Below are 23035 nucleotides of genomic sequence, written 5' to 3'. Positions count from 1 at the left end.
TGCCCGAAAGCAGAACGGATAAGGCCGGCGGGACGCGCGGACGGCCGACTGGGGTCAAGACGGGACGAGGATGCCATGGCACTCAATCTGAAACTGCCTGAGATCAAGGAACTGAAGCCCAAGATCACCGTGTTCGGCGTCGGCGGCGCCGGCGGCAACGCGGTCAACAACATGATCCGCTCCGGGCTGCAGGGCTGCGAATTCGTCGTCGCCAACACCGACAGCCAGGCGCTGACCTCCTCGCGCGCCGAGAAGATCATCCAGATGGGCGTCGCCGTCACCGAAGGCCTTGGCGCCGGCTCGCAGCCGGAAGTCGGCCGGGCCGCGGCGGAAGAAGCCATCGCCGAGATCACCGATCACCTGACCGGATCGCACATGGTGTTCGTCACCGCCGGCATGGGCGGCGGCACCGGCACGGGCGCTGCCCCGATCATCGCGCGCACCGCGCGCGAGCAGGGCATCCTCACCGTCGGCGTGGTCACCAAGCCGTTCCAGTTCGAGGGCGTGCGGCGCATGCGCGTCGCTGATGCCGGCATCAAGGAGCTGGAAGCCTGCGTTGACACTCTGATCGTCATCCCGAACCAGAATCTCTTCCGCATCGCGAACGAGAAGACCACCTTCGCCGACGCCTTCGCGATGGCCGACCAGGTGCTCTACTCGGGTGTGGCCTGCATCACCGACCTGATGGTCAAGGAAGGCCTGATCAACCTCGACTTCGCCGACGTCCGTTCGGTGATGCGCGAGATGGGCAAGGCGATGATGGGCACCGGCGAAGCCTCCGGCGAGCGGCGCGCGACGCAGGCCGCCGAAGCCGCGATCGCCAACCCGCTGCTCGACGAAACCTCGATGCGCGGCGCCCGCGGGCTGCTCATCTCGATCACCGGCGGCAAGGACCTGACGCTGTTCGAGGTCGACGAGGCCGCCACCCGCATCCGCGAGGAAGTCGATCCCGACGCCAACATCATCCTCGGCGCCACCTTCGAGGAGGCGCTGGAAGGCGTCATCCGCGTGTCGGTGGTCGCCACCGGCATCGCCTCCAGCGAGCAGAAGGCCGACCAGCGGCCGCTCGAAGCGCGCGCTGCCGAGCAGATCAGCCAGCGCCTGCGCGGCCTTGCCGCGGCCGTGAACCCGGCGCCGGCGAAGCCTGCTCCGGCGCCCGCCATGCCGCGCACCGCGCCGGCGATGCCGCCGCGTCCGGCGCCGCAGCCGATGATGCCGGCCGCGATGCAGGATCCGTCGCTCGCGGCGTTCGACACCGACGCCTCGCACTACGGCATGGAGCCGGAGACGATGGAGGAGGGGGCCGACGAGATGGATCCCGCCGACGCGCCGTTCATCGCGCCGGCGCCGGAAGCTCCGGTCCGCATTCCGCGGGTGGAGGATTTCCCGCCGGTCGTCCAGCGTCAGATCGAGGCCCGCCAGCAGCCGCAGCGTCCGGCGCACGAGGACCGCGGTCCGATGAGCCTGCTCCGCCGCCTCGCCTCCGTCGGCCTCGGCCGTGCCCACGAGGAAGCGCCGGCACAGGATCGCCAGCCGGCGCCGGTGCAGCGTCCTGTCCAGAAGCCACAGACGCAGCAGCGGCAGACGCCGCCGCAGCCGCGCGCCGCCCAGCCGGCGGCGGCTCGTACGCCGGCTAAGGACGCCCTGTATCGCCCGGCCGAGGGCAATCTCGACCCGCACGGCCGCCAGCAGCCGGCGGCCCGGGCGCAGGAGGACGAACTGGAGATTCCGGCGTTCCTCCGCCGCCAGGCGAACTAGCCGAAAACGATCACGAAAAGACCGGCACCTTTGGTTTAGGTGTCGGTCTGCAAGCCTTTGTGCGAACAATGGAAAGGCCGAATCAGCCTCTGTGGATATCCGCGTAACACGAGGATACCAAGCGTGATTGGTGCAAGGCCCGCGGCGCGCCTATCCTTTGATTCGAGGACAGCGCCTGGGGTCGGGCGCCAGTGGGGCTGAGCACCGGTTTTTCCCCGTTAGAGCGGGGCTATCCATGTCGGTTCCCCTGTACCGCCGCCCTATGACGTCGTCTCGTGCCGCGCAAGCGGCGGGGGTTGCATCGGGGCGTACGCGAACCATGGTTCAGCGTGGACGGCAGTCGACCTTACGCAAGCGTGCCAAAGTTTCTGGCATCGGCGTTCATTCCGGTCGCGAAGTTTCCATCACCCTCCATCCCGCCGAAGCCGACAGCGGCGTCACCTTCTTCCGTACACATGCCGAGGACGGTCGCGACCGCGAGATCCCGGCAAACTACCGCCACGTCAACGCCACCGACCTTTGCACCTCCGTCGGCGTGCCCGGCGCCTCGGTTGCCACCATCGAGCACCTGATGGCGGCGCTTTCCGCGCTCGACGTCGACAACGCCACCATCGAGATCGACGGGCCAGAAGTTCCGGTCATGGACGGCTCGGCCGGCGCCTTCATGTCGGCGGTCGATGCCGCCGGCGTTGCCGGTCTCGACGCGCCGCTGCGCTATCTCAAGATCACCAAGCCGGTGCGCATCCAGCAGGGCGACTCCTTCGCCGAATTCACGCCGTATAACGGCCGCCGCATCGAGGTCGAGATCGATTTCGCCTCGCCGCTCATCGGCAAGCAGAGCTTCGCCGCCGACATCGACTCCGATTGCTTTCGTCGCGACATCGCGCGCGCCCGCACCTTCGGCTTCCTGGCCGAGGTCGAGCAGCTCTGGGCCCGCGGCTTCGCGCTAGGCGCCTCGCTCGAGAATGCGGTCGTCATCGGCGACGATCGCGTCATCAATCCGGAAGGCCTGCGCTTCGCCGACGAATTCGTGCGCCACAAGGTGCTGGATGCGGTCGGCGACCTGGCGCTCGCCGGTGCACCGATCCTCGGCCGCTACCGTTCCTACCGCGGCGGTCACAAGCTGAACTTCAAGGCGCTGGAAGCTTTGTTCGCCGACACCTCGGCCTGGGTGATGGTCGAAGCGACCCAGCCGCGCCGCGAAACCGCGCACGCCGACCTCGTCTCCGGCGTGGTCGCCCCGGCGTACAGCGCCGAAGCTTCGTAGCTCGCGCTAGACCCCTCTCAAGGTCCGCTAGGTGAACTTCGTTCGCCAAGCTTCCCTTTCTCCCCTGCAAGGGGGAGAGGATTCGCTGCATTGTTGCCGTTCCGGCTCTCCCCCCCCTTGCGCGGGAGAAAGCCGCGCTCGGCGAGCCGTAGCGAGCCTAGCAAGGCTTGAGAGGGGTCACCCACAGTCCTATTCCCCGTCCGCCACAAATTCGCGGCATTGCGCCCGCACCAGAGTTGGCGGAATCGGGCGGCTTCGGCTAAACAGGCTCGGCTAAAAACGCGGGACAGGAGAGGCGAAGCACGGCTCCCCGGGGAGCGGCTTCGAGAGGGCATGGACGACAAGCGCAGAAACGGCTTCCGGGCCGCCCTCAGTCTCGTGGCCGTCGCCGCGGCGCTGTTCCTCGCCGGCTGCAACAAGACCACGCAGGACGTGATGGCCGACGACGAGCCGGCCGGCACGCTCTACAACGAGGCACTCGACAAGCTGAACGCCGGCAAGCTCGGCGATGCGGCCAAGGGCTTCGACGAGGTAGACCGCCAGCACCCGTATACGGACGAGGCGCGCAAGGCGATCCTGATGTCGGCCTTCGCGCAATACCGCCGCGGCCGCTACGACGATACCGTCGCCTCGGCCAACCGCTTCCTGACGCTCTATCCCGGCAGCCCCGATGCGCCCTATGCGCAGTACCTGATCGGCTCGTCCTACTTCCACCAGATCCCCGACATCACCCGCGATCAGCAGGCGACGCAGCGCGCGCTCGCCTCGCTGCAGGAGATCGTCGATCGCTACCCGGATTCGGAATACTCCGCCGACGCCAAGCAGAAGATCATCGTCGCGCGCGACCAGCTCGCCGGCAAGGAAATGCAGATCGGCCGCTACTACCTCGAGCGGCGCGAGTACATCGCGGCGGTCAACCGCTTCAAGAACGTGGTGACCAACTATCAGGACACGCGCCACGTCGAGGAGGCGCTGGAGCGGCTGAGCGAGGCGAACCTGTCGCTCGGCCTTTCGTCGGAAGCGCAGACCGCGGCGGCGATCCTCGGGCACAATTTCCCGGACAGCCCCTGGTACAAGGACGCCTACAACCTGCTCCAGTCGGGCGGCCTGTCGCCGAACGAGAACAAGGACTCGTGGCTGTCCAAGCTGTTCGGCGGCAAGCCGGCGCAGACGGGCTAGCCGCGCCGCCGGCGGCCGCATGCTCGTCGCCCTGTCCATCCGCGACATCGTCATCATCGACCGGATGGCCATCGATTTTTCCTCGGGCCTGACGGTGCTCACCGGCGAGACCGGCGCCGGCAAATCCATCCTGCTCGATGCGCTGTCGCTGGCGCTCGGCGGCCGCGGCGATGCGGCGCTGGTGCGTTCCGGCGCGGAGCAGGGCGACGTCACCGCCGTCTTTGCCGTTGCCGACGATCATCCCGGCCGCGCGTTGCTCGTCGAGGGCGGGCTCGACGCGGAGGGCGACCTGATCCTGCGCCGTGTGCAGGGCGCCGACGGCCGCAGCCGCGCCTTCGTCAACGACCAGCCGGTGTCGGCGAGCCTGCTCCGCCAGATCGGCGAGACGCTGGTCGAGATTCACGGCCAGCACGCCGACCGCGCGCTGATCGAGACATCCGGCCACCGCGCGCTGCTCGATGCCTTCGACGGCCTTGCGCCGCTCGCCGCAAAAGTGCGCGCGGCGCACGCGACCTGGCGCGCCGCCGACCATGCGGTCGCGGCGCTGAAGGCGAAGATCGCCGCCGCGCGCAACGAGGCCGATTACCTCCGCGCCGCCGTCGATGAGTTGACGATCCTCAACCCGCAGGCCGGCGAGGAAGAAAGCCTCGCCGAGCGCCGCGCCCAGATGATGCGTGCCGAGAAGGTCGCCGGCGATCTTGCCGAGGCACACGAGACGGTCGCCGGCTCGGCCTCGCCGATCCCGACGCTGTCCAGCCTCGCGCGCCGCCTCGAACGGAAGGCCGCGACGGCCGGCGGGCTGCTCGATCCGGCGGTGGCGGCGCTCGACCGCGCGCTGATCGCGCTCGACGAGGCCGAGCAGGCGCTGAACGCCGCCATGCACGCCGCCGATTTCGACCCGAAGGAACTGGAGCGGATCGAGGAGCGCCTGTTCGCGCTTCGCGCCGCCGGCCGCAAGCACAGCGCGCCGGTCGCGGAGCTGCCCGCGGTCCTGGCGCGCATGAGCGCCGATCTCGCGGCATTGGAGTCCGGCGAGGAGCGTCTGGCGGCATTGGAGAAAGAAGCCGCCATGGCGCGCGCCGCCTACGACAGCGCCGCCGCGTCGCTATCGAAGAAACGCCACGCCGCCGCCAAGCGGCTGGAGAAGGCGGTCGCCGCGGAGCTCCCCGCGCTGAAGCTCGAGCGGGCGCAATTCCTGGTCGACATCGACTCCGACGCAACGCGGGCAGGGGAGGCCGGCATCGACGAGGTCGCGTTCTTGGTCCGCACGAACCCGGGTACCGAGCCCGGCCCGCTGATGAAAGTTGCATCCGGCGGCGAGCTCGCGCGCTTCCTGCTGGCGCTGAAGGTCGCGCTCGCCGATCGCGGCAGTGCGGCGACGCTCGTCTTCGACGAGATCGACACGGCCGTCGGCGGCGCGGTCGCCGACGCCATCGGCGTCCGCCTCGCCCGCCTCGCGGAGCGTGTGCAGGTCCTCTCCGTCACCCACGCGCCGCAGGTCGCGGCGCGCGCCGGCGCCCACATGCTGGTCGCGAAGAAGGCGGCGCGGGGCACGGTCGTCACCAGCCTGACGCCGCTCGACGCCGGAAAACGCCGCGAGGAGATCGCGCGGATGCTCGCCGGTGCTACTATCACCGACGAAGCGCGCGCCGCCGCCGATCGCCTGATCCGCGGCGCGGCGTAGAACCGAGGGCGACCGGGGAGCGTATGACCAAGAAGTACATAATGGGCTGGCTGCACTTCAAGCCGGGCAAGCGCGATGCCTTCATCGCCGGCTCGCGCGACTACGTCGGGAAATGCCGCGCCGAGTCCGGCTGCGAATTCTTCGACGTCAGCGTGTCGCCGTTCGATTCTGACCTGGCGATGGTGATGGAGTGCTTCACGAGCCCGGAGGTCCACGAGGCGGAGCACCTCAACTCTCGGCACTTCAAGCAGTTCTGGGCGGCGCTCGGCGAGGTCTGCGTCGAGGCGCATTTCGAAAACATTCTTTCCGACACGGTCATTCCCGACACGACTAAATTCGCCTGATGTCGGCCAAGCTCGCGATCCTCTTCGGTATCCTCGTCATCGACGTTTTCGGCATCGGCCTCATGCTTCCGGTGGTGCCGGGGCTGGTGCGCGAGCTGACCGGCGGCGACATCGCCTCGGCGGCGGCCACCTACGGCTGGCTGATCGCGCTTTATTCGCTGATGCAGTTTCTCTTCGGCCCGGCGATGGGGGCGCTGTCGGATCGCTTCGGACGCCGGCCGATCCTGCTCATCTCCATGCTCGGCCTCGGCCTCGACTACCTGCTGCTGGCGGTGGCGCCGGCGCTCTGGGTGGTGGTCGTCGCGCGTATCATCGGCGGCGCCATGGGCGCCTCGATCTCGACCGCCAGCGCCTACATCGCCGACATCACGCCGCCGGAAAAGCGGGCGCAATCCTTCGGCTTCATCGGCGTCGCCTTCGGCATCGGCTTCATCACCGGGCCGCTGGTCGGCGGCTTCCTCGGCGAATACGGATCGCGCGTGCCTTTCTACGGCGCCTCGACGGTCAGCTTCATCGCACTCATCGCGGCGTGGTTCCTGCTGCCCGAGTCGCTGGCGCCGGAGCTCCGCCGCCCTTTCCGCCTGCGCGAAGCCAATCCGCTCGGTGCCTTCATCGTCATCTCGCGCTACAAGGCGGTGATGACGCTGCTCGTCGTCTTCGTCCTGTCGCAGCTCGCCGAGCGGCTGCTGGAGAGCACGTGGGTGCTGTTCACCGCCTATCAGTTCCACTGGTCGCCGGTCGATGTCGGTGTTTCCTTCGCCTGGGTCGGCATCCTGTTCGTCGTCACGCAAGGCGGGCTCGTGCGCCTCGTGGTGCCGCGGCTCGGCGAATGGAACACCGTCATCCTCGGCTTCGTCGTCGCGGCGGTGTGCATGACGACGATGGCGTTCATCACCAGCCCGTGGGCGCTCTACGCCATCACCGTGCCCTACGTGCTCGGCTGGGGCCTCACCGGCCCGGCGTCGCAGGCGGTGGTGACGCGCATCGTCGCGCCCAACGAGCAGGGCATCCTGCAGGGCGCCATCGCCAGCGTCTCGACCGCCACCGGCGTCATCGCCCCGCCGATCGGCGGCGCCCTGTTCGGCTATTTCATCAGCCCGGGCGCGCCGTTCCATCTGCCGGGCGTGGCGTTCCTGCTCGGCGGCTCGCTGTTCGTGCTGGGGCTCATATTTGCGGCGCGGCCGAAGGTGTTCCGGACGGTGCGCGAGGCGCTGGCGAAGGCATAGGGCCGGTGATCCTCCCCTGCAACGCGGGGGAGGGGGACCATGCGAAGCATGGTGGAGGGGGCACGGCAAAAGCCCCCTCAGTCGGCTTCGCCGACAGCTCCCCCGTAAACGGGGGAGCACCGCCGCTGCTACTGACGCCTTGCGGCATTGATCGGTGTTAGGCAACTTTCGCGTAAACGGAGCAACACGCGTGGCGAAGAAAGCGGCGAGCGTCAGGGCAAAACGCGTCGCGGACCTCAGCGAGGCCGAGGCGAAGGTCGAGCTGGCCGATCTCGCCGCCGAGATCGCGCTCAACGACCGCCGCTACCACGAGCAAGACGCGCCGAAAATTTCCGACGCGGAGTACGACGCGCTCCGCATCCGCAACGACCAGATCGAGGCGCGCTTCCCAAAGCTGAAGCGGACCGACAGCCCGGGCAAACGCGTCGGCGCCAGGCCGTCCGCGAAATTTGCCACCGTCCGCCACGCCGTGCCGATGCTGTCGCTGGAGAAAGCCTTCACCGACGAGGACGTCCGTGCGTTCGTCGAGCAGGTGCAGCGCTTCCTCAACCTGCCGAAGGACGATCCGGTCATGCTGACGGCCGAGCCAAGATCGACGGCCTGTCGATATCGCTCCGCTACGAGGACCGTGAGCTGGTGCAGGGGTTGACGCGCGGCGACGGCGTCGAGGGCGAGAACGTCACCGCCAACGTCCGTACGATAAAGGACATTCCGCACAAGCTGCCCAAGGATGCGCCGATCTCTTCGAGGTGCGCGGCGAGATCTATCTGCGCAAGGAAGATTTCCTCACATTGAACCGCGAGCAGGCGGAGGCGGGGCTGGAGCTCTACGTCAACCCGCGCAACACCGCGGCCGGGTCGCTCCGCCAGAAGAACCCGGAGGTGACCGCCGCGCGCCCGCTGCGTTTCTTCGCCTATGCCTGGGGCGAGAACCACGGCCTGCCGGCGGACACGCAGTTCGGCGTAATGGCGGCCTTCCGGCGCTGGAAATTTCCGGTCAATCCGCTGGTCCGCCATTGCGCCGGCGTCGACGAGGCGCTCGCTGCCTACGCCGAGATCGAGAAGCAGCGCGCGTCGCTCGCCTATGACATCGACGGCGTCGTCTACAAGGTCGATCAGATCGCGCTGCAGGAGCGCCTCGGCATGCGGACCTCGACGCCGCGCTGGGCGATCGCGCACAAGTTCGCTGCCGAGCGCGCCACGACTGTCGTCGAAGGCATCGCCATCCAGGTCGGCCGCACCGGTGCGCTGACGCCGGTGGCGCAGCTCACGCCGGTCGGCGTCGGCGGCGTGGTCGTCGTCAGCGCCACGCTGCACAACGAAGATTTTCTCCGCGGCTACGGCCGCGACGGCGAGCCGCTGCGCATCGACGACGACGGCAACGTCATCGACATCCGCGTCGGCGACACCGTCACCATCCAGCGCGCCGGCGATGTCATCCCGCAGGTGCTGTCGGTGGACCTGAAGCTGCGGCCGAAATCGGCGAAGCCGTTCGACTTCCCGAAAATCTGCCCGTGTCCGCTGAAGACTCCGGTGGTGCGCGAGGAAACCGCGACCGGCAGCGAGGGCATCGTACGCCGCTGCTCGGGCGAATTCGCCTGCCCGTTCCAGCGCAAGGAGCACCTCCGCCACTTCGTCTCGCGCGGCGCCTTCGACATCGAAGGCCTCGGCGAGAAGCAGATCGAATATTTCTACGACAGCGAGGACCTGCCGGTGAGGGCGCCGGCCGATATCTTCACGCTGCGCGCCCGCGACCAGCAGAACCTCAAGAAGCTGAAGGACGTCGACGGCTTTGGCACGGTCTCCGTCGCAACCTGTTCGATGCAATCGACGCCCGCCGCGAAATTGCGCTCGACCGGTTCCTCAACGCGCTCGGCATCCGCCACGTCGGCGAGACCACCGCCAAGCAGCTCGCGCGCGGCTACGTCTCATGGTCCGCCTTTCACGACGCGGCGTTAAAGATCGCCGACGGCGACATGCTGGCGCGGCAGGAGATGGACGACATCGACCAGATCGGCGAGACGGTGGTCGATGCGATCGCGCGCTACTTCGCCGAGCCGCACAATCGCAAGCTGGTCGAGGCGCTGACCAAGGAAGTTACGATCCTCGATGCCGAGCGCGCCGCCACCAACTCGCCGGTGGCCGGCAAGACCGTGGCCTTCACCGGCTCGCTCGAGAAGATGACGCGCGACGAAGCCAAGGCGATGGCCGAGCGCCTGGGCGCGAAAGTCTCCGGCTCGGTGTCGAAGAAGACCGACCTCGTCGTGGCCGGCCCGGGCGCCGGCTCGAAGCTCAAGGAAGCCGAGAAACACGGCGTCACGGTCATCGACGAAGACGCCTGGCTGAAGCTGGTTGGCGGGTAGGGGCGCTGGCGCGGTGCCACTCGGACACTAGGTGGATCCGCAAACTCCTTCCCTCCCTTGCGGGGAGGGTGGCCGGCGGAGCCGGCCGGGTGGGGGGAGTGCCTCCCGGATCCTGTGCATCTTTACGCAATGCTTTCCCCCACCCGCCTCGCAGGGGAGAGGGAAGCTAGTGAACAATGTTCGTGAACATTGTTCACTATCTGCTACATTAGGCGCGTCCTAATTCACCAGCGAGGCCGCATGTCTTTGGTCCGACAATTGAAACGCGCCGGTGCGATTGCCACCTTCCTGGTCGTCCCTGCGATTGCCCACGCCGATTCCGCCGCCGTCGACGAGACGGTCGAGACGCTGCGCTCCGGACAACTCTCGGCAGGCGCGGTGACGCTCACCGAGATGATCGCCGCCGACAGCGCCAACGACGAGGCCCGCTTCGGCCTCGGCATGGTGCGCTTCGTCCAGGCGATCGAGCATCTGTCGCAGGGCTTCTACCGCTACGGCCTGCAGCCGCCGCGCTCGGTGATGATGCCGATCGTGCGGCTGCCGGTGCCCGACAATCCCGATCCGGAGCCGATCGACTACGAAAAATTCCGCGCGCTGCTGGTGGCCTTCGTTGCCGATCTCGACAGTGCCGAGAAGACGATGGCGGGGATGGGCACGCGCGAGGTGAAGCTGCCGGTCAACCTCATCACCGTGCGCTACGACGTGGACGGCGACGGCAAGGCGGAGGCCGACGAGACGCTGATCGCGGCGCTCGCCCGTTTCTTTGACACGGACGCCAGCGACATCATGGGCCGTGATATGACCGTCGCGTTCGACCGCGCCGATGCCTACTGGCTGCGCGGCTATTGCCACGTCCTCATGTCGATCGGCGAATTCCTGTTGGCGTACGACTGGCACGAGAGCTTCGACGACTCGTTCCACATCTTCTTCCCGCGGGCGCACTCGCCGTTCCAGGAGGCGCTGGCGCCGCCCGGCACCGGCTTCATCTCGTCGGAGACCGCGATCGCCGACCTGATCTCGTTCCTGCACGTCCGCTGGCCGGTGGTCGAGCCGCAGCGGCTGCTCGCCGTGCGCGAGCACCTGAAGCAGGTGGACGGCGCTCAGCCGCGAGGATTTCGCCGCGATCGTCGCGGAGAACGACAACGACCGCGAGTGGATCCCGAACCCGAAGCAGACCGGCGCCGCCGGCTCGCCGGTGACAGGCGAACAGATCGCCGCGTGGCATGCGGTGCTGGACACCTTCGACGGCCTGCTCGACGGCACGCTGCTCATGCCGCACTGGCGGCTCAAGCAGGGCGTCAACCTCCGCCGCGTTTTCGAGGAGCCGCGCCCGTTCGACTTTATTCTGTGGATCACAGGCCCGGCGGCGCTGCCCTACGTCGAAAACGGCCGCGTGCTGACGAGCCGGGAATGGAAGGACATCACGACCGCCTTCGAAGGCTCCTTCGGCGGCTACGCCATCTGGTTCAACTAGCCGGCCGGGTTGGGCGCCGGGTTGATCGGCAGGACCGGGACTGCGGGCGAGGGCGCCTGCGGCACCGGTCCTTCCGGCGCCATCATCGCGGTGGCGCTGAAGGCGGGCGCCGCGTCCAGTTCCTCCTTCGTCGTGTCGAAGGTCAGGCGCAGCTTGCCGTCCGCATCGATAGATGGCGTGATCGCGGCGTACGAGACGGCGACGTTCTTCTCACCGAGGCCGAGGAAGCCGCCGACGCCGACGACCAGCGCATAGGGGCTGCCGTCGGAGGCGAGCACGATGTCGTTGACGTCGCCGAGATTTTCGCCGGCCGGGCTGTAGACCGTGGCGCCGACCAGCTCGCTCGCGAGCAACTGGTCGGCTCCGATCTGCGGGATGAATTTCGGTGCCGTCAGGGTACCGCTCGGAGTCTGGATATTCGGCATGACGGGCGGGGGCCACGACGTCCTGGGCGTAGAGCGGAGTCGCGAGGCCGAGCGCCGCGATAGCGGTTGCGGTCACGAAGATCTTGCGCATGATTTCTCTCCTCGATGCGATTGTTCGTTCCCACCCTTCCGGTGCGATGGGTTCGGTGCTGCACAGAGAATGCGCCGGCGCGGCGTATGTTCCGTGTGCCTCGTCCTAGGCGAGGTAGCCGCCGTCGATGGTCAGGCTGGCGCCGGTGATGAAGCTCGACTCGGGGCCGGCGAGGTAGGCCACGAAACTGGCGATCTCCTCGTCCTGCGCCATGCGGCCGAGCGCGATCAGCGGCCGGACGTAGTTGGCGACCGCGTCGTTGTTCATGTCGGTCATCGTCGGGCCCGGCTGCACGTTGTTTACCGTGATACCGCGCGGCCCGAGGTCGCGCGCCAGCCCGCGCGTGAAGCCGGCGAGCGCCGCCTTGGTCAGCGCATAGACCGACGCGCCGGCGACGCCGGTGCGTTCGGCGACAACGCTGCCGATGGAAACGATGCGGCCGCCGGCGGTCATGTGGCGCGCCGCCTCCTGCGCCGCCACAAAGAAGCCGCGCACGTTGACGCTCAGCATGCGGTCGAAATCGGCAAGGTCGTAGTTGTCGATCTCGCCGCGCAGCATGATGCCGGCGTTGCTGACGAGAATGTCGAGCTTGCCGAACGCGGCTATGGTCGCGGCGACGGCGGCGCGTACTGCTTCGGCGTCGGCGCTGTCGGCGCGGATCGCTATCGCGCGGCCGCCGGCGGCGGTTACCTCCGCCACCAGGGCGGAAGCCTTGTCCTCCGCATTGGCGTAGGTGAAGGCGACCGCCGCGCCCTCGCGCGCCAGCCGCCGTACGATCGCCGCGCCGATGCCGCGCGAGCCGCCGGCGACCAGCGCCGTCTTCCCGGAAAGTGTAGCGGTCATAAAAGAGTCCTGTTCTGGATTGTTCAGTCCAAAATGCGGTGAGCGCCGTCGCGGCGGATTGCGTTCCGTGATCTATTTCAAGCTGCGGATGGCCATGCGGGCGATGTCGCGCAGTGCGGCCGGCGCCGTGCCGCCGCGGGCGGCGACCTTGATGCCGACGATGGTGGCGCCGAGGAATTCCGCCGCGGCGCGCGCATCGAGCTTGCGGTCGACGCTGCCGTCGGCCTTTGCCGCCGCGATCGTCCGCTCGAAGGCGGTGCGCAGCCGCCCGGCCGGCGGCCTTGTTGAGCGCGTCGATCTCGTCGTCGGCGCGGCCGAACTCGCAGGTTGCCATCACGCCCATGCAGCCCTGCGCGGCGACAGCCTGCGGCCGCGAGGCGAAGGCGACCAGCGCGGTTTCCAGCTTTGCCAGCGGCGGCCTCCGCCGCGTCCATGCTGGCGATGATCTCAGAGATGCTGGCGGCGTTGTAGCGCTCCAGTGCCGTCAGGTAGAGCTGCCGCTTGTCGCCGAAGGTGTCGTAGAGGCTCTGGCGGCTGATCCCCATGGCGCCGAGGAGCGCCTCGGTCGATGCGCCCTCGTAGCCGTCGCCGGAGAAAACCGTTATCGCCGCGTCGAGCGCCGCCTCGCGCTGGAATTCCTTCGGCCGTGCCATCTGCCATGCCTTCTGCGTGAATCTTCAGAAGGCAACATAGAGTTATGGACTGATCTGTCCAGTATCTAAAATCGGCTTGGTTGCGGCGAGCAGCCAGGCCTTGTCATCCGCGCCAAGCAGATGGCCGAGCTTGGCGGGCAGAGCGGTGTGGTACGCGTTGAGCCACGCCCGCTCCTCCGCCGTCAGCAGCGCGGCGTCGACCAGCCGCGTGTCGATTGGCGCGAACGACACCGTCTCGAACGACAGAATCGGCCGCTCGCCGCCGGCAATTTCCTGCGGCGGCAGCACGAGCACCAGATTTTCGATGCGGATGCCGTAGGCGCCGGTCCTGTAGTAGCCGGGCTCGTTCGACAGCAGCATGCCGGGCTCGAGCGGCACGGTGCTCACCTTCGAGATGCGCGCCGGCCCCTCGTGGACGGAGAGAAACGCGCCGACGCCGTGGCCGGTGCCATGGTCGAAATCGAGGCCCGCCTCCCACAGCGCGCGCCGCGCGAACGAGTCGATCTGCGCGCCGCTGGCGCCAACGGGAAAGCGCGCCGTCGCGATGCCGATGTGTCCCTTGAGCACGCGGGTGAAGCGGTCGCGCATCTCGGGCGTCGGATTGCCGGTCGAAATCGTGCGAGTGATGTCGGTGGTGCCGTCGCGGTACTGCGCGCCGGAATCGATCAGGTACAGCTCGCCGGGCCTGAGGACACGCGCGCTTTCCGGCGAGGCGCGATAGTGGATGACTGCGCCGTTCGGCCCGGCGCCGGAAATCGAATCGAACGACAGATCGACCAGCTCCGAGCCATCCTTTGTCGCAGTGTCGGCGCGAAATTCGCGGAGCTTGTCGGAGAGCGCGATCTCGTCGTAGCGGCCGCTGGCGCCTTCGCGATCGAACCACGCCAGGAAGCGCACCATCGCGGCGCCGTCGCGGACGTGGGCGCGGCGGATGCCGGCGATCTCGGTGGCGTTCTTGCGGGCGCGCGGCAGCACGACCGGATCGCTGCCTTCGACCAGCATGCCGCCGGCGGCGGTCACCGCGCCGGCGACGGCCTGGCTCGTGGTCTGCGGGTCGATCAGCACGCGCTTGCCGCCAAGTTCGGTGAGTGCCGCCGTCAGCGCCGCCGGCTCGCGCGGATCGGCGATCTCGGCGAGCGTCGCGCGGATGCTGTTGGAAAGCTTGCGCCCGTCGATGAACAGTTCCGGCTTTCCCGCGGCGGGCAGCACGGCGTAGGCGAGTGCCACCGGATTGTGCGCTACGTCGCCGCCGCGAACGTTGAGCAGCCAGGCGACCGAGTCCGCCTGCGTGATCACCGCCGCGTCGATTTTCCGTTCGGCCAGCCCCGCCTGCAGGCGCGCGATCTTAGCGGCCGCTTCCTCGCCGGCGAGCGCCGCCGGCTGCAGCGACACCGGCGCCATCGGCGCCGCCGGCCGGTCGCGCCACAGCGCGTCGAGCGGATTGGCGGTCACTGGCACGAGCGCCGCCTCCGCCGTTTCGCAGGCCTCGGCGAAGCGGCGCACCTCGGCGACGGTCATCAGCCACGGGTCGTAGCCTATGCGATCGCCCTTCTTCGCATGCGCCGCCAGCCACTTCGCCGGCGGATGCTCGATCAGGTGCTCGCGCGCAAACGATGCGACGTCGACCTGCTGCGCGGCCTGCAGCGTGTAGCGGCCGTCGATGAAGATCGCCGCCTCGGTCGCCAGCACGATGGCGAGGCCGGCCGAACCGGTGAAGCCGGTCAGCCACGCCAGCCGTTCGGCGGACGCCGGCAGGTATTCGCTCTGGTGTTCGTCGGCGTGCGGCACGATGAGGCCGGTCAGCCCGGAAGCAACGAGCGAGGCGCGGAGCGCCGTCAGGCGCGTCGCGGCGCTGGATTTGGCGGGCGTTCCGGTCATGCGCTTCCCCTCGAATTATGCACAAAGCCGCGCCACCGTGTGGCAGCAATGCGGCAGTGCAACATTTCCATGACGCAATGCAATAAACTCATGTCTGTCATGCCTTAGGGCCGTATCCGGCGACCGCGGCGCCATCGTATCTAGCGGCCGGGGCTGATTCGAGAACGGAGTCGGATCATGGTCATGACAGTCTACGACGGAGCCGGCGGCCGTGCCGCGCCGGTCCATGGTGTACTCCGCCGCGCCGTCGCGCGGATCGTGGTCGCGCGCCCGCGTCCCGACCGTCGCGCCAGCGCGCATATGCTGGGCCTCGACGACGCCGGCTTCGCCACCTTCGCCGCGGATCGCCGCGCGATGGAGCACGCCGGGCAGGGCGAGTGCCCGCTCTAGCGGCGGAAAACTAAAGTCGCCCATTCGCCTAGCGGGATCGCTGATGCAAACCTCAGCCCCTGTCCGCGGTACGCGGCCGCGACACGCCGCTGCTGTTCCGTCAGCAACCCCGACAAAATCACGGTGCCGCCCGGCGCCAGATGCCGGCGGATTGCCGGCGCCAGCATCACCAGCGGCCCCGCCAGAATATTCGCAACGATCAGATCGTAAGGCGCCTCGGCTTCGATCGCCGCGTGGTTCAGCCCCGGCGCGGTTAGCGTTTCAACAAATCGCGCCACCCCCGTTCAGCCGCACATTGCCCGCCGCGACTTTCGTCGCCACCGGATCGATGTCGCTCGCCACCACATGCGCGTGGGCGCGCTTGGCGAGCGCAATGGCGAGCACACCGGATCCGGTGCCGACGTCGAGCGCGTTGACGATCCGCCGCGCCTTGGTCTCGCGGTCGATCGCGATCAGGCATCCGGTCGTGGTGCCGTGGTGTCCGGTGCCGAAGGCCAGCCCAGCCTCGATCTCGATGCCGAGATCGTTCGGCATGACCTTGCCGCGGTCGTGGCTGCCGTGAACAAGAAACCGCCCGGCGCGGACCGGCGCCAGGCCGGCGAGCGACTTCGCCACCCAGTCGGTCTTGGGCAGCGTCGCCACGACGAACTTTGCCTTGCCGGCGAGGCGGCTGAGCGCCGCGCGCTCTTCGCTGGTCGGCGCCGTCTCGAAATAGACCGCGACCTGCCATCTGCCCGGCGCGGTCTCGCTGAGGTCGAACGCGTTTGCCCACAGCAGATCGTCGCCGTCGAGCGCGCCGGCAAGGGCGCGGGCAGGGGCCTCGGCAAGGGCAATGGTGGCGACGACCGTCATCGGGCGGCGTTCATAGCAGAAGCCTGACCGTCACAGGGCAGCGGCGAAACCGCGGAAATCCGCCGAAGCCGAATTAACCAATGGCATCAATGTCATCGGGGTGTCATCGCAATCCCATCTGCCTGCAATCCGGCCGCCCCAGACTTTGGCGTGATCTTGTGATTCGCTGGCCATTCGCCTCCGAACGGCCGTCGAAGCATCGAAAGGAGCGACGATGGCCGACCGGTCAGACATCACGGTGCGACGCGTTGTCGATGAAGCAGGCCGGGCCGACGTGCTCGGCATCCTCAAGGCGACCTATCTCGCCGAGAAGCGCTGGATCAGCAATCCCGAGGGCCAGTTTCCGTCGTCCGATCTCGAGCGCGACGATATCGTCTGGTTCGTCGCGGAAGCCGGCGGCGTGCCGGCCGGCGTGGTGCGCATCCTCAACGATCCGCCGATCGCGGCCTACGCCAAGTACCAGCTCACCGCGCTCGATCCGGCGATCCGCGTCGAAGACTTCATCGGCCAGCCCGGCATCGCCGAGGTCGGCCGCTTCGCCGTGCTGCCCGACAGCCGCAAGCGCCTGATGGTCGCCGCGACGCTCATGCGCGCCGTCACCATCGACTGCCTGCAGCGCGGCGTGACGCATCTCATCACCGACGTGTTCGAGGACGATCCGCACAGCCCGTTCGGCTTCCACACGCGCGTGCTGGGCTTCCGCCCGGTCGCCACCCACGACGTCGGCGAGCTCGCCAGCACCAGCCGGCGCATCACGCTGCTCCTCGACATCATCGGGGCGCACCGGCGCCTGCGCGGCCTCAACCACTGGTTCTACCGCTATCTCAAGGACGCGATGCCGGCGGCCCTCCACGGCCGGCTGGCGGCGTGACCTGCCGATGAGCGAGATGAGCGAACGCAGCGTGGTGCCGACGGCGGCCAACGACGCCGCCTCCGACCTGTCGTCGCTGGCGATCCAGTCGGTGGCGCGCCGCATGGCGCCGCTTGGCTCCAGCGGCGTGCCGACGGTCGGGCAGGTGTTCCGCCGCCGCCTGCCGTTCGCGCGCATGCTCGACCGGCTGCTGCTCCGCTTCGTGACGCTGGTGGCGCGCCGCCAGGTCGCGGCGATCAGCGGCATCGAGCACATCCTCGGCCCGCAGCCCTTCATCCTGGCGCTCAACCACAGCATCAAGCGCGAAGCCGTCATCGTGCCGGCGCTGCTCGTCTTCCACCGCGGCGGCCGGCTCATCCATTTCTGGTCGGACTGGGTCTATCGCCTGGTGCCCGGGCTGGCGCTGATCCTCCGCCGTGCCGGCACCATCGTCGTCATCACCAAGCCCGGCCGGCCGCGTGCGTTGAATGCGCTGAAGCCGCTGTTCGCACCGGCAAAGCCGGCGATCGAGCAGGCGCGCGCCCATCTCATGGCGCACCGTCCGATCGGCGTGTTCCCGGAGGGCACCGTCAACCGCAACCGCCGCCGTCTGCTCCCCGGGCGCTACGGCACCGCCCGCCTGTCGCTCGAAACCGGCGTGCCGGTCGTCCCCGCCGGCATCGTCTTCCCGTCGGCGCCCGCCGGCAGCGGCCCGATCCCCGAACGCGAGACGATGGAAATCCGCATCGGCGCGCCGCTCACCCCGCCGCACTACGCCGGCGCCCGGCCGACACACGACGAGATCCGCGCCTGGCACGCAACGATCATGCGCGAGATTGCGCGGCTCTCCGGCAAGACGTGGGAACCGATCCGCGACAGCGGCGAGGATCGCGACGAGCAAGCCGCGGCGGCAGCCTGAATTCGGTCGATCCCGGCAAGGCCGGAATCCAGCGCGACCATTGCGGTGCACTCCGCGTTCAGCGCTGGGCCCCGGCTTTCGCCGGGGTGACGACGGAGGAGGCGCGCCGCGCACTCCTCCCCCTCATTCCAGCGAGAGCCGGAAATCCAGCGCGAGCCAAAGCATCCGCGCGACGCCTCGCTAGTGCCGCTCCACAAACGAATCCAGCACCTTCTTCTGCCCGGCCTTTTCGAAATCGACGGTGAGCTTGTTGCCGTCGATCGAGGCGATGCGGCCGTAGCCGAATTTCTGGTGGAAGATGCGTTCGCCGGCGCGGTAGTCGCTGGTGCCGCCGATCACCGATTTCGCCACCAGCTCACCCTCGATCAGCCGCGGCCCCGAGCTCAGCGGGTGGTCGAAGTTGGAGCCCTTGCGGCCGCCGTTTTTCTTCGCCTCCTCGGCGCCGCGCTTCTGGGCACGCTGCCAGCCCGGCGTGGCGTACGTGTTCTGGAACGGATCGCGCGTGTCGAAGCGCGAGGCGCCGTATGCCGCCGAGCCGTAGCCGCCATAGGCCGACGTATCCTCGACGACATCGACGTGCGCCTCGGGCAGTTCGTCGAGGAACCGTGACGGCATGCCGGACTGCCAGAGCCCATGCATGCGGCGGTTGGCGGCGAAGCGGATGAACGCGCGCTTGCGCGCCCGCGTGATGCCGACATAGGCGAGGCGGCGCTCCTCCTCGAGGCCGGCCTTGCCGTTCTCGTCTAGCGTGCGCTGCGAGGGGAACAGGCCTTCCTCCCAGCCGGGCAGGAAGACAGTGTCGAACTCCAGCCCCTTGGCCGAATGCAGCGTCATGATCGAGACGGCGTCGTTGCCTGCCTCGGCCTCGGCATCCATCACCAGCGAGATGTGCTCGAGGAAGCCCTGCAGGTTGTCGAACTCCTCCATCGAGCGGACGAGTTCCTTGAGGTTTTCCAGCCGCCCCGGCGCATCGGCCGAGCGGTCGGCCTGCCACATCTCGGTGTAACCGCTTTCCTCGAGGATCAGCTCCGCCAGCTCGGTGTGCGACAGCGTCTCGATCTGCGAACGCCAGCGCGCGAAGGCGCCGAGCAGATCGCGGAGCGAGGCGCGCGTCTTGCCGGCGAGCTCATCCGTCTCGGCAAGCTCCGCCGCCGCCTGCATCAGCGGTACTTGGCGGAGGCGCGCGCGGTCGTGCAGCGCCTTCACCGTCGTCTCGCCGATGCCGCGGCGCGGCACGTTGACGATGCGCTCGAAGGCGAGGTCGTCGGCCGGCTGCGCGGTGGCGCGGAAATAGGCCAGCGCATCGCGCACCTCCTGCCGCTCATAGAAACGCGGGCCGCCGATGACGCGATAGGGCAGCCCCAGCGCGATGAAGCGATCCTCGAAGGCGCGCATCTGGAACGAGGCGCGCACCAGGATCGCGATCTCGTTCAGTTTGTGCCCCTTGGCCTGCAGCGCCTCGATCTCCTCGCCGATGGTGCGCGCTTCCTGCTCGCTGTCCCACGAGGAAGCGACGGAGACACGCACCGCGTCCGGATCGACGTCGTCGGTGAACAGCGTCTTGCCAAGGCGGCCTTCGTTGTGCGCGATCAGGTGCGAGGCGGCGCCGAGGATATGCGAGGTCGAACGATAGTTCCGCTCCAGGCGGATGACGACCGCGCCGGGAAAATCTTTCTCGAAGCGCAGGATGTTGTCGACCTCGGCGCCGCGCCAGCCGTAAATCGACTGGTCGTCGTCGCCGACGCAGCAGATGTTCGCGACGCTTTTTCTTTTGCCGTCATGGCCGGGCTTGTCCCGGCCATCCACGCCTTCACTGGTCGGCGTGCTGCCCGGCGATGCCGGCGGGGCCTGGGCGAGCAGCCGCAGCCAGAGATACTGCGCGACGTTGGTGTCCTGATACTCGTCGACCAGCAGGTAGCGGAAGCGCTGGTGGTAGTCCGCCAGCACATCCGGATTGGCGCGCATGATCCGGAGCGGCTCGAGCAGCAGGTCGCCGAAGTCGGCGGCGTTCAGCGTGCGCAGCCGCGCCTGATAGGCGGCGTAGAGCTTCTTGCCCTTGCCGTCGGCGAAGGCGCGGCCGTCGGCATCGGAGACGTCGCCAGGGGCCTGCCCGCGGTTCTTCCAATGGTCGATCATCCCGGCGAGCTGGCGCGCCGGCCAGCGCTTCTCGTCGATGTTCTCCGCCTGGATGATCTGCTTCATCAGGCGGATCTGGTCGTCGGTGTCGAGGATGGTGAAGTCAGATTTCAGCCCGGCGAGTTCCGCGTGCCGGCGCAGCATCTTGGCGCCGATCGAGTGGAACGTGCCCAGCCACTGCATGCCCTCGACGACGCCGCCGATGAGATCGCCGACGCGCGTCCTCATCTCGCGCGCCGCCTTGTTGGTGAAGGTGACGCAGAGGATCTGCCACGGCTTGGCCTTGCCGGTGGCGAGCAGGTGCGCCACCCGCGTGGTCAGCACGCGCGTCTTGCCGGTGCCCGCGCCGGCCAGCACCAGCACCGGCCCCTCGGTCGCCTCGACGGCGGCGCGCTGTTCCGGGTTCAGCCGCGCCAGATACTCCGGCACGGCGCCGCGCCCCGAGGCGCGCGCCGCGATGCCGCCGGGCTTCGGCCCGGGCGCGGCAACATCGTCGCCGGGCTCGCCAACAGACGCGGCGAGCGAGCCTGCCCCGGACCCCGATCCGGGGTCCAGCAACGGGGCGTCGTCATCGTCACGGCGTTTGGCAGGGTCGGTCATAGGCCCCTAAGGAATCCACGAATCCGGAAAGGAGAACACTATAGCAACAGATGGGGGAGGCGGCGGCTTTCGCAATCGCGAAAATGAAACAGGCCGATGGCCTGTTTCGAGCGGACGAACGCGGGAGCGCAAGCCAGAGCCGGACGCCAACTGTGGAGAAGGGCAGGGGCCGCCCGCAACGGACCTTCAATCATTCGCCGCCACTATAGGGTGTGGGTGCGGCGGTGATTCGGGCCGCCGGCAGAGGCGGTACGGTTCATGCGGCGGTCCATCAGCGCCACCCTCGCGGTGGCGGCGGCGATATGGGCTGCGCAAGCGGCCGGTGTCTCGGCGCAAACGCCCGACTGGAGCGGCGCCTACCTTGGCGCCTTTGCCGGCTCCGTCTCCGGCGATTCGGCCGCCACCACCGAGATCGGCTGCGTCGACGGCGGCTATATCTGCAGCCCGGTCCAATATCTGGACAACGGGGCGCTGGTCGGCGCCACCGGCAGCGGCTCGGCCGGCGCCACCGCCTTCATCGGCGGCGGCTTCATCGGCCGCAACTGGCAGAACGGCGAGGTCGTCTACGGCCTCGAGGCCGACATCGGCGCGATGCCGCTCAGCATCACCAACGGCGGCAGCGCGGCGAGCGTCAACGCGGGCATCGTCAACAACGGCGTGCCCGCGACCTTCTCGATGCACGTGACCGCGTCGACGGACTGGCTGGCGACGGCGCGCGCCCGCGTCGGCTTCCTGCCGCTGCCCGGGCTGCTCCTCTACGGCACCGCCGGCATCGCCGCCACGACGCTGACCGTGTCGAACGCCTACGCCGACGACTACGTCTTCACGGACTACTCGGGCCCGAGCGGCGGCCACGAAAATGCCAGCACCTCGGAGTTCCGCACGGCGCTGGTGCTCGGCGCCGGCGCCGAATGGGCGATGGCGGAGCACTGGACGATGCGTGCCGAATACCTGCACGCCGATTTCGGCACGCTCGCGGTCGCGGGCAGCATCTCCTACGCCGATCTCTGGATCGACGTGAACCCGGCCAACAGCACCGCCAGCCTCAGCACGGACATCGTCCGGGTCGGGTTGGCGTACGGGTTCTGACGCCGCAGCCAAAGCAGACTTCGCTTGTCCCTTCGATCAGGGATACGCCTCGCGAAGCGCACTCGGCCTGCTCTCCGATCAGGGACGCGCATAGCCAAAGCAACTCCGCTTATCCCTCCCCTCTACGGGGAGGGGGACCGCGCATAGCCGAAGGCGAAGCGTGGTGGGTGGGGCACGCCTCCATGCCATACGCCCGGCCTCACATCGGACGCGGTAGCGGGAACGCGAAGTCTTGTGCTCCTTTCCGCTCATTCCCGCGATAGCGGGACCCGAGAGCAAGAAGGGAGGACCACGGTCGCCAGTACGCACCGCGCGCTTCTATCGACCTGGATTCCCGATTTCGCGGGGAAACGCGGGGAGGGAAGAACCACCCGGAACACGCGCCCTCGATCGCGGCCGGTCCCGCGGCGATCGCCGCGATGCCGAAGCCGCGCGATGACGTTCCGGCGACATGGCACATCCGTTGCTCCGTCTTGTGCCGATAGTGGCGGCTGGCGCTGCCGGCACGCGATACGGCGCAAAGGGCGAGTGAGCAAAAGGGGTGAATGCAATGCGCACGATGTTGAAAGCCATGCAATTGGCCGGGCTGCTGGCCGGCCTTGCCGCCATGACCGCGGTCGCGTCGGCCGACGATCTCTATTCGGCCAAGAAATTCACCAGCACCAGCCAGACGAAGGAGGGCTACTTTGTCGATGCCGCTCCGATTCCGGGCCAGCGCGCCATCCGCGCCTGCATTGGCGACAAGGTCTGTCCGGTGGCCGTCGCGGCAATGTTTCCCTGCGGCTACACCGAGCTTCAGGTCGCGACGGAGGTCTGCACGCTCTACAAGGCCGACGGCAGCACCGCCGTTCTCGATCACTCGATTGTGCATCAGGGGACACACGCCGGTAACAAATGCGGCTACGACTGGTTTTTGGTGACCTGCTACCCGGCGAACTAGCGCAGCGCGGTCGATTGTTTGGGCGCGTTGTCTAATTCTTGCGCTTGCCATGCTGCGTTGCATTGGCAAATGTTG

At 68.3% G+C, this 23035-nt stretch carries 18 protein-coding genes and 3 pseudogenes; 14 read left to right on the top strand and 7 right to left on the bottom strand.

All coding sequences use genetic code 11. The features are described 5' to 3' along the window. Positions 1-75: 75 nt before the first annotated feature. The 7 genes and pseudogenes from ftsZ (at position 76) to ligA (ending at position 9820) form a co-directional block, all read left to right on the top strand. On the top strand, positions 76-1758 hold the full coding sequence (gene ftsZ, locus WDM94_12450) for a cell division protein FtsZ (GenBank protein MEJ0013405.1): 1683 nt from the start codon (positions 76-78) through the stop codon (positions 1756-1758). A 319-nt stretch (positions 1759-2077) separates the two neighbouring features. Beyond that, on the top strand, positions 2078-3025 hold the full coding sequence (lpxC, locus tag WDM94_12445; protein MEJ0013404.1) for a UDP-3-O-acyl-N-acetylglucosamine deacetylase: 948 nt from the start codon (positions 2078-2080) through the stop codon (positions 3023-3025). Positions 3026-3358: 333 nt separating this feature from the next. Then, entirely contained in the window at positions 3359-4204 is an 846-nt protein-coding gene (locus WDM94_12440) for an outer membrane protein assembly factor BamD (GenBank protein ID MEJ0013403.1), read from the top strand. Positions 4205-4223: 19 nt separating this feature from the next. Continuing rightward, complete coding sequence (gene recN, locus WDM94_12435; GenBank protein MEJ0013402.1) at positions 4224-5888, top strand: DNA repair protein RecN; 1665 nt, start codon at positions 4224-4226, stop codon at positions 5886-5888. 23 nt (positions 5889-5911) lie between these two features. Next, positions 5912-6232: an antibiotic biosynthesis monooxygenase gene (locus WDM94_12430; GenBank protein MEJ0013401.1), complete on the top strand. Its 321-nt coding sequence runs from the start codon at positions 5912-5914 to the stop codon at positions 6230-6232. After that, positions 6232-7458: a TCR/Tet family MFS transporter gene (locus WDM94_12425; protein ID MEJ0013400.1), complete on the top strand. Its 1227-nt coding sequence runs from the start codon at positions 6232-6234 to the stop codon at positions 7456-7458. Before WDM94_12430 ends, WDM94_12425 begins: the two co-directional genes overlap by 1 nt. Before the next feature lie 190 nt (positions 7459-7648). Next, positions 7649-9820: pseudogene (ligA, locus tag WDM94_12420) on the top strand (NAD-dependent DNA ligase LigA). 219 nt (positions 9821-10039) lie between these two features. On the opposite strand, the gene WDM94_12415 reads toward ligA, so the two are convergent. Then, positions 10040-10963: a hypothetical protein gene (locus WDM94_12415; protein ID MEJ0013399.1), complete on the bottom strand. Its 924-nt coding sequence runs from the start codon at positions 10961-10963 to the stop codon at positions 10040-10042. 52 nt (positions 10964-11015) lie between these two features. Between WDM94_12415 and WDM94_12410 the strand changes: the two genes are divergently transcribed. Continuing rightward, positions 11016-11294, top strand: coding sequence for a hypothetical protein (locus WDM94_12410; protein MEJ0013398.1), 279 nt, complete (start codon positions 11016-11018; stop codon positions 11292-11294). Here WDM94_12410 and WDM94_12405 read toward each other — a convergent pair. Both WDM94_12405 and WDM94_12400 read right to left on the bottom strand, forming a co-directional pair. After that, a complete protein-coding gene (locus WDM94_12405) occupies positions 11291-11719 on the bottom strand; it encodes a PRC-barrel domain-containing protein (protein ID MEJ0013397.1) in 429 nt (142 codons plus the stop codon). The genes WDM94_12410 and WDM94_12405 overlap by 4 nt on opposite strands. A 196-nt stretch (positions 11720-11915) precedes the next feature. Then, on the bottom strand, positions 11916-12653 hold the full coding sequence (locus WDM94_12400; protein MEJ0013396.1) for a 3-oxoacyl-ACP reductase family protein: 738 nt from the start codon (positions 12651-12653) through the stop codon (positions 11916-11918). A gap of 67 nt (positions 12654-12720) precedes the next feature. On the opposite strand from WDM94_12400, the gene WDM94_12395 reads away from it, so the two are divergent. Further along, the gene (locus WDM94_12395) at positions 12721-13098 is read left to right on the top strand and encodes a hypothetical protein (protein MEJ0013395.1); all 378 of its coding nucleotides are present in this window, start codon (positions 12721-12723) and stop codon (positions 13096-13098) included. A 100-nt stretch (positions 13099-13198) separates the two neighbouring features. Here the strand turns inward: WDM94_12395 and WDM94_12390 are convergent. Together WDM94_12390 and WDM94_12385 are read right to left on the bottom strand one after the other, a co-directional pair. After that, a pseudogene (locus WDM94_12390) lies at positions 13199-13306 on the bottom strand (TetR/AcrR family transcriptional regulator). A 42-nt stretch (positions 13307-13348) separates the two neighbouring features. Continuing rightward, complete coding sequence (locus tag WDM94_12385) at positions 13349-15184, bottom strand: aminopeptidase P family protein (GenBank protein ID MEJ0013394.1); 1836 nt, start codon at positions 15182-15184, stop codon at positions 13349-13351. A gap of 177 nt (positions 15185-15361) precedes the next feature. Between WDM94_12385 and WDM94_12380 the strand changes: the two genes are divergently transcribed. After that, a complete protein-coding gene (locus tag WDM94_12380) occupies positions 15362-15574 on the top strand; it encodes a hypothetical protein (protein MEJ0013393.1) in 213 nt (70 codons plus the stop codon). On the opposite strand, the pseudogene WDM94_12375 reads toward WDM94_12380, so the two are convergent. Continuing rightward, positions 15571-16426 (bottom strand): annotated as a pseudogene (locus tag WDM94_12375) (50S ribosomal protein L11 methyltransferase). The gene WDM94_12380 and the pseudogene WDM94_12375 overlap by 4 nt on opposite strands. 214 nt (positions 16427-16640) lie before the next feature. Between WDM94_12375 and WDM94_12370 the strand changes: the two are divergent. Beyond that, positions 16641-17297 carry a GNAT family N-acetyltransferase gene (locus WDM94_12370; GenBank protein ID MEJ0013392.1) on the top strand — a complete coding sequence of 219 codons (657 nt, stop codon included), beginning with the start codon at positions 16641-16643 and terminating at the stop codon, positions 17295-17297. 16 nt (positions 17298-17313) lie between these two features. Then, complete coding sequence (locus WDM94_12365; protein ID MEJ0013391.1) at positions 17314-18195, top strand: lysophospholipid acyltransferase family protein; 882 nt, start codon at positions 17314-17316, stop codon at positions 18193-18195. Positions 18196-18375: 180 nt separating this feature from the next. On the opposite strand, the gene WDM94_12360 is transcribed toward WDM94_12365, so the two are convergent. Beyond that, the gene (locus WDM94_12360; GenBank protein MEJ0013390.1) at positions 18376-20931 is read right to left on the bottom strand and encodes a UvrD-helicase domain-containing protein; all 2556 of its coding nucleotides are present in this window, start codon (positions 20929-20931) and stop codon (positions 18376-18378) included. A 258-nt stretch (positions 20932-21189) separates the two neighbouring features. Between WDM94_12360 and WDM94_12355 the strand changes: the two genes are divergently transcribed. Together WDM94_12355 and WDM94_12350 are read left to right on the top strand one after the other, a co-directional pair. After that, positions 21190-22020, top strand: coding sequence for an outer membrane beta-barrel protein (locus WDM94_12355; GenBank protein MEJ0013389.1), 831 nt, complete (start codon positions 21190-21192; stop codon positions 22018-22020). A gap of 550 nt (positions 22021-22570) precedes the next feature. Further along, entirely contained in the window at positions 22571-22960 is a 390-nt protein-coding gene (locus WDM94_12350; protein ID MEJ0013388.1) for a hypothetical protein, read from the top strand. The last annotated feature ends 75 nt before the right edge of the window (positions 22961-23035 follow it).

This window comes from Bauldia sp., from assembly GCA_037200845.1.
Taxonomy (GTDB): Bacteria; Pseudomonadota; Alphaproteobacteria; order Rhizobiales; family Kaistiaceae; genus DASZQY01.
This window is presented reverse-complemented; position numbering and strand designations above follow the sequence as displayed.

Bases quoted from the DNA above. Each gene is read 5' to 3' on its own strand.
- ftsZ (MEJ0013405.1), top strand. From the start codon at position 76: ATGGCACTCAATCTGAAACTGCCTGAGATCAAGGAACTGAAGCCCAAG.
- lpxC (MEJ0013404.1), top strand. From the start codon at position 2,078: ATGGTTCAGCGTGGACGGCAGTCGACCTTACGCAAGCGTGCCAAAGTT.
- WDM94_12440 (MEJ0013403.1), top strand. From the start codon at position 3,359: ATGGACGACAAGCGCAGAAACGGCTTCCGGGCCGCCCTCAGTCTCGTG.
- recN (MEJ0013402.1), top strand. From the start codon at position 4,224: ATGCTCGTCGCCCTGTCCATCCGCGACATCGTCATCATCGACCGGATG.
- WDM94_12430 (MEJ0013401.1), top strand. From the start codon at position 5,912: ATGACCAAGAAGTACATAATGGGCTGGCTGCACTTCAAGCCGGGCAAG.
- WDM94_12425 (MEJ0013400.1), top strand. From the start codon at position 6,232: ATGTCGGCCAAGCTCGCGATCCTCTTCGGTATCCTCGTCATCGACGTT.
- WDM94_12405 (MEJ0013397.1), bottom strand. From the start codon at position 11,719: ATGCCGAATATCCAGACTCCGAGCGGTACCCTGACGGCACCGAAATTC.
- WDM94_12400 (MEJ0013396.1), bottom strand. From the start codon at position 12,653: ATGACCGCTACACTTTCCGGGAAGACGGCGCTGGTCGCCGGCGGCTCG.
- WDM94_12385 (MEJ0013394.1), bottom strand. From the start codon at position 15,184: ATGACCGGAACGCCCGCCAAATCCAGCGCCGCGACGCGCCTGACGGCG.
- WDM94_12380 (MEJ0013393.1), top strand. From the start codon at position 15,362: ATGGTCATGACAGTCTACGACGGAGCCGGCGGCCGTGCCGCGCCGGTC.
- WDM94_12370 (MEJ0013392.1), top strand. From the start codon at position 16,641: ATGGCCGACCGGTCAGACATCACGGTGCGACGCGTTGTCGATGAAGCA.
- WDM94_12365 (MEJ0013391.1), top strand. From the start codon at position 17,314: ATGAGCGAACGCAGCGTGGTGCCGACGGCGGCCAACGACGCCGCCTCC.
- WDM94_12360 (MEJ0013390.1), bottom strand. From the start codon at position 20,931: ATGACCGACCCTGCCAAACGCCGTGACGATGACGACGCCCCGTTGCTG.
- WDM94_12355 (MEJ0013389.1), top strand. From the start codon at position 21,190: ATGCGGCGGTCCATCAGCGCCACCCTCGCGGTGGCGGCGGCGATATGG.
- WDM94_12350 (MEJ0013388.1), top strand. From the start codon at position 22,571: ATGCGCACGATGTTGAAAGCCATGCAATTGGCCGGGCTGCTGGCCGGC.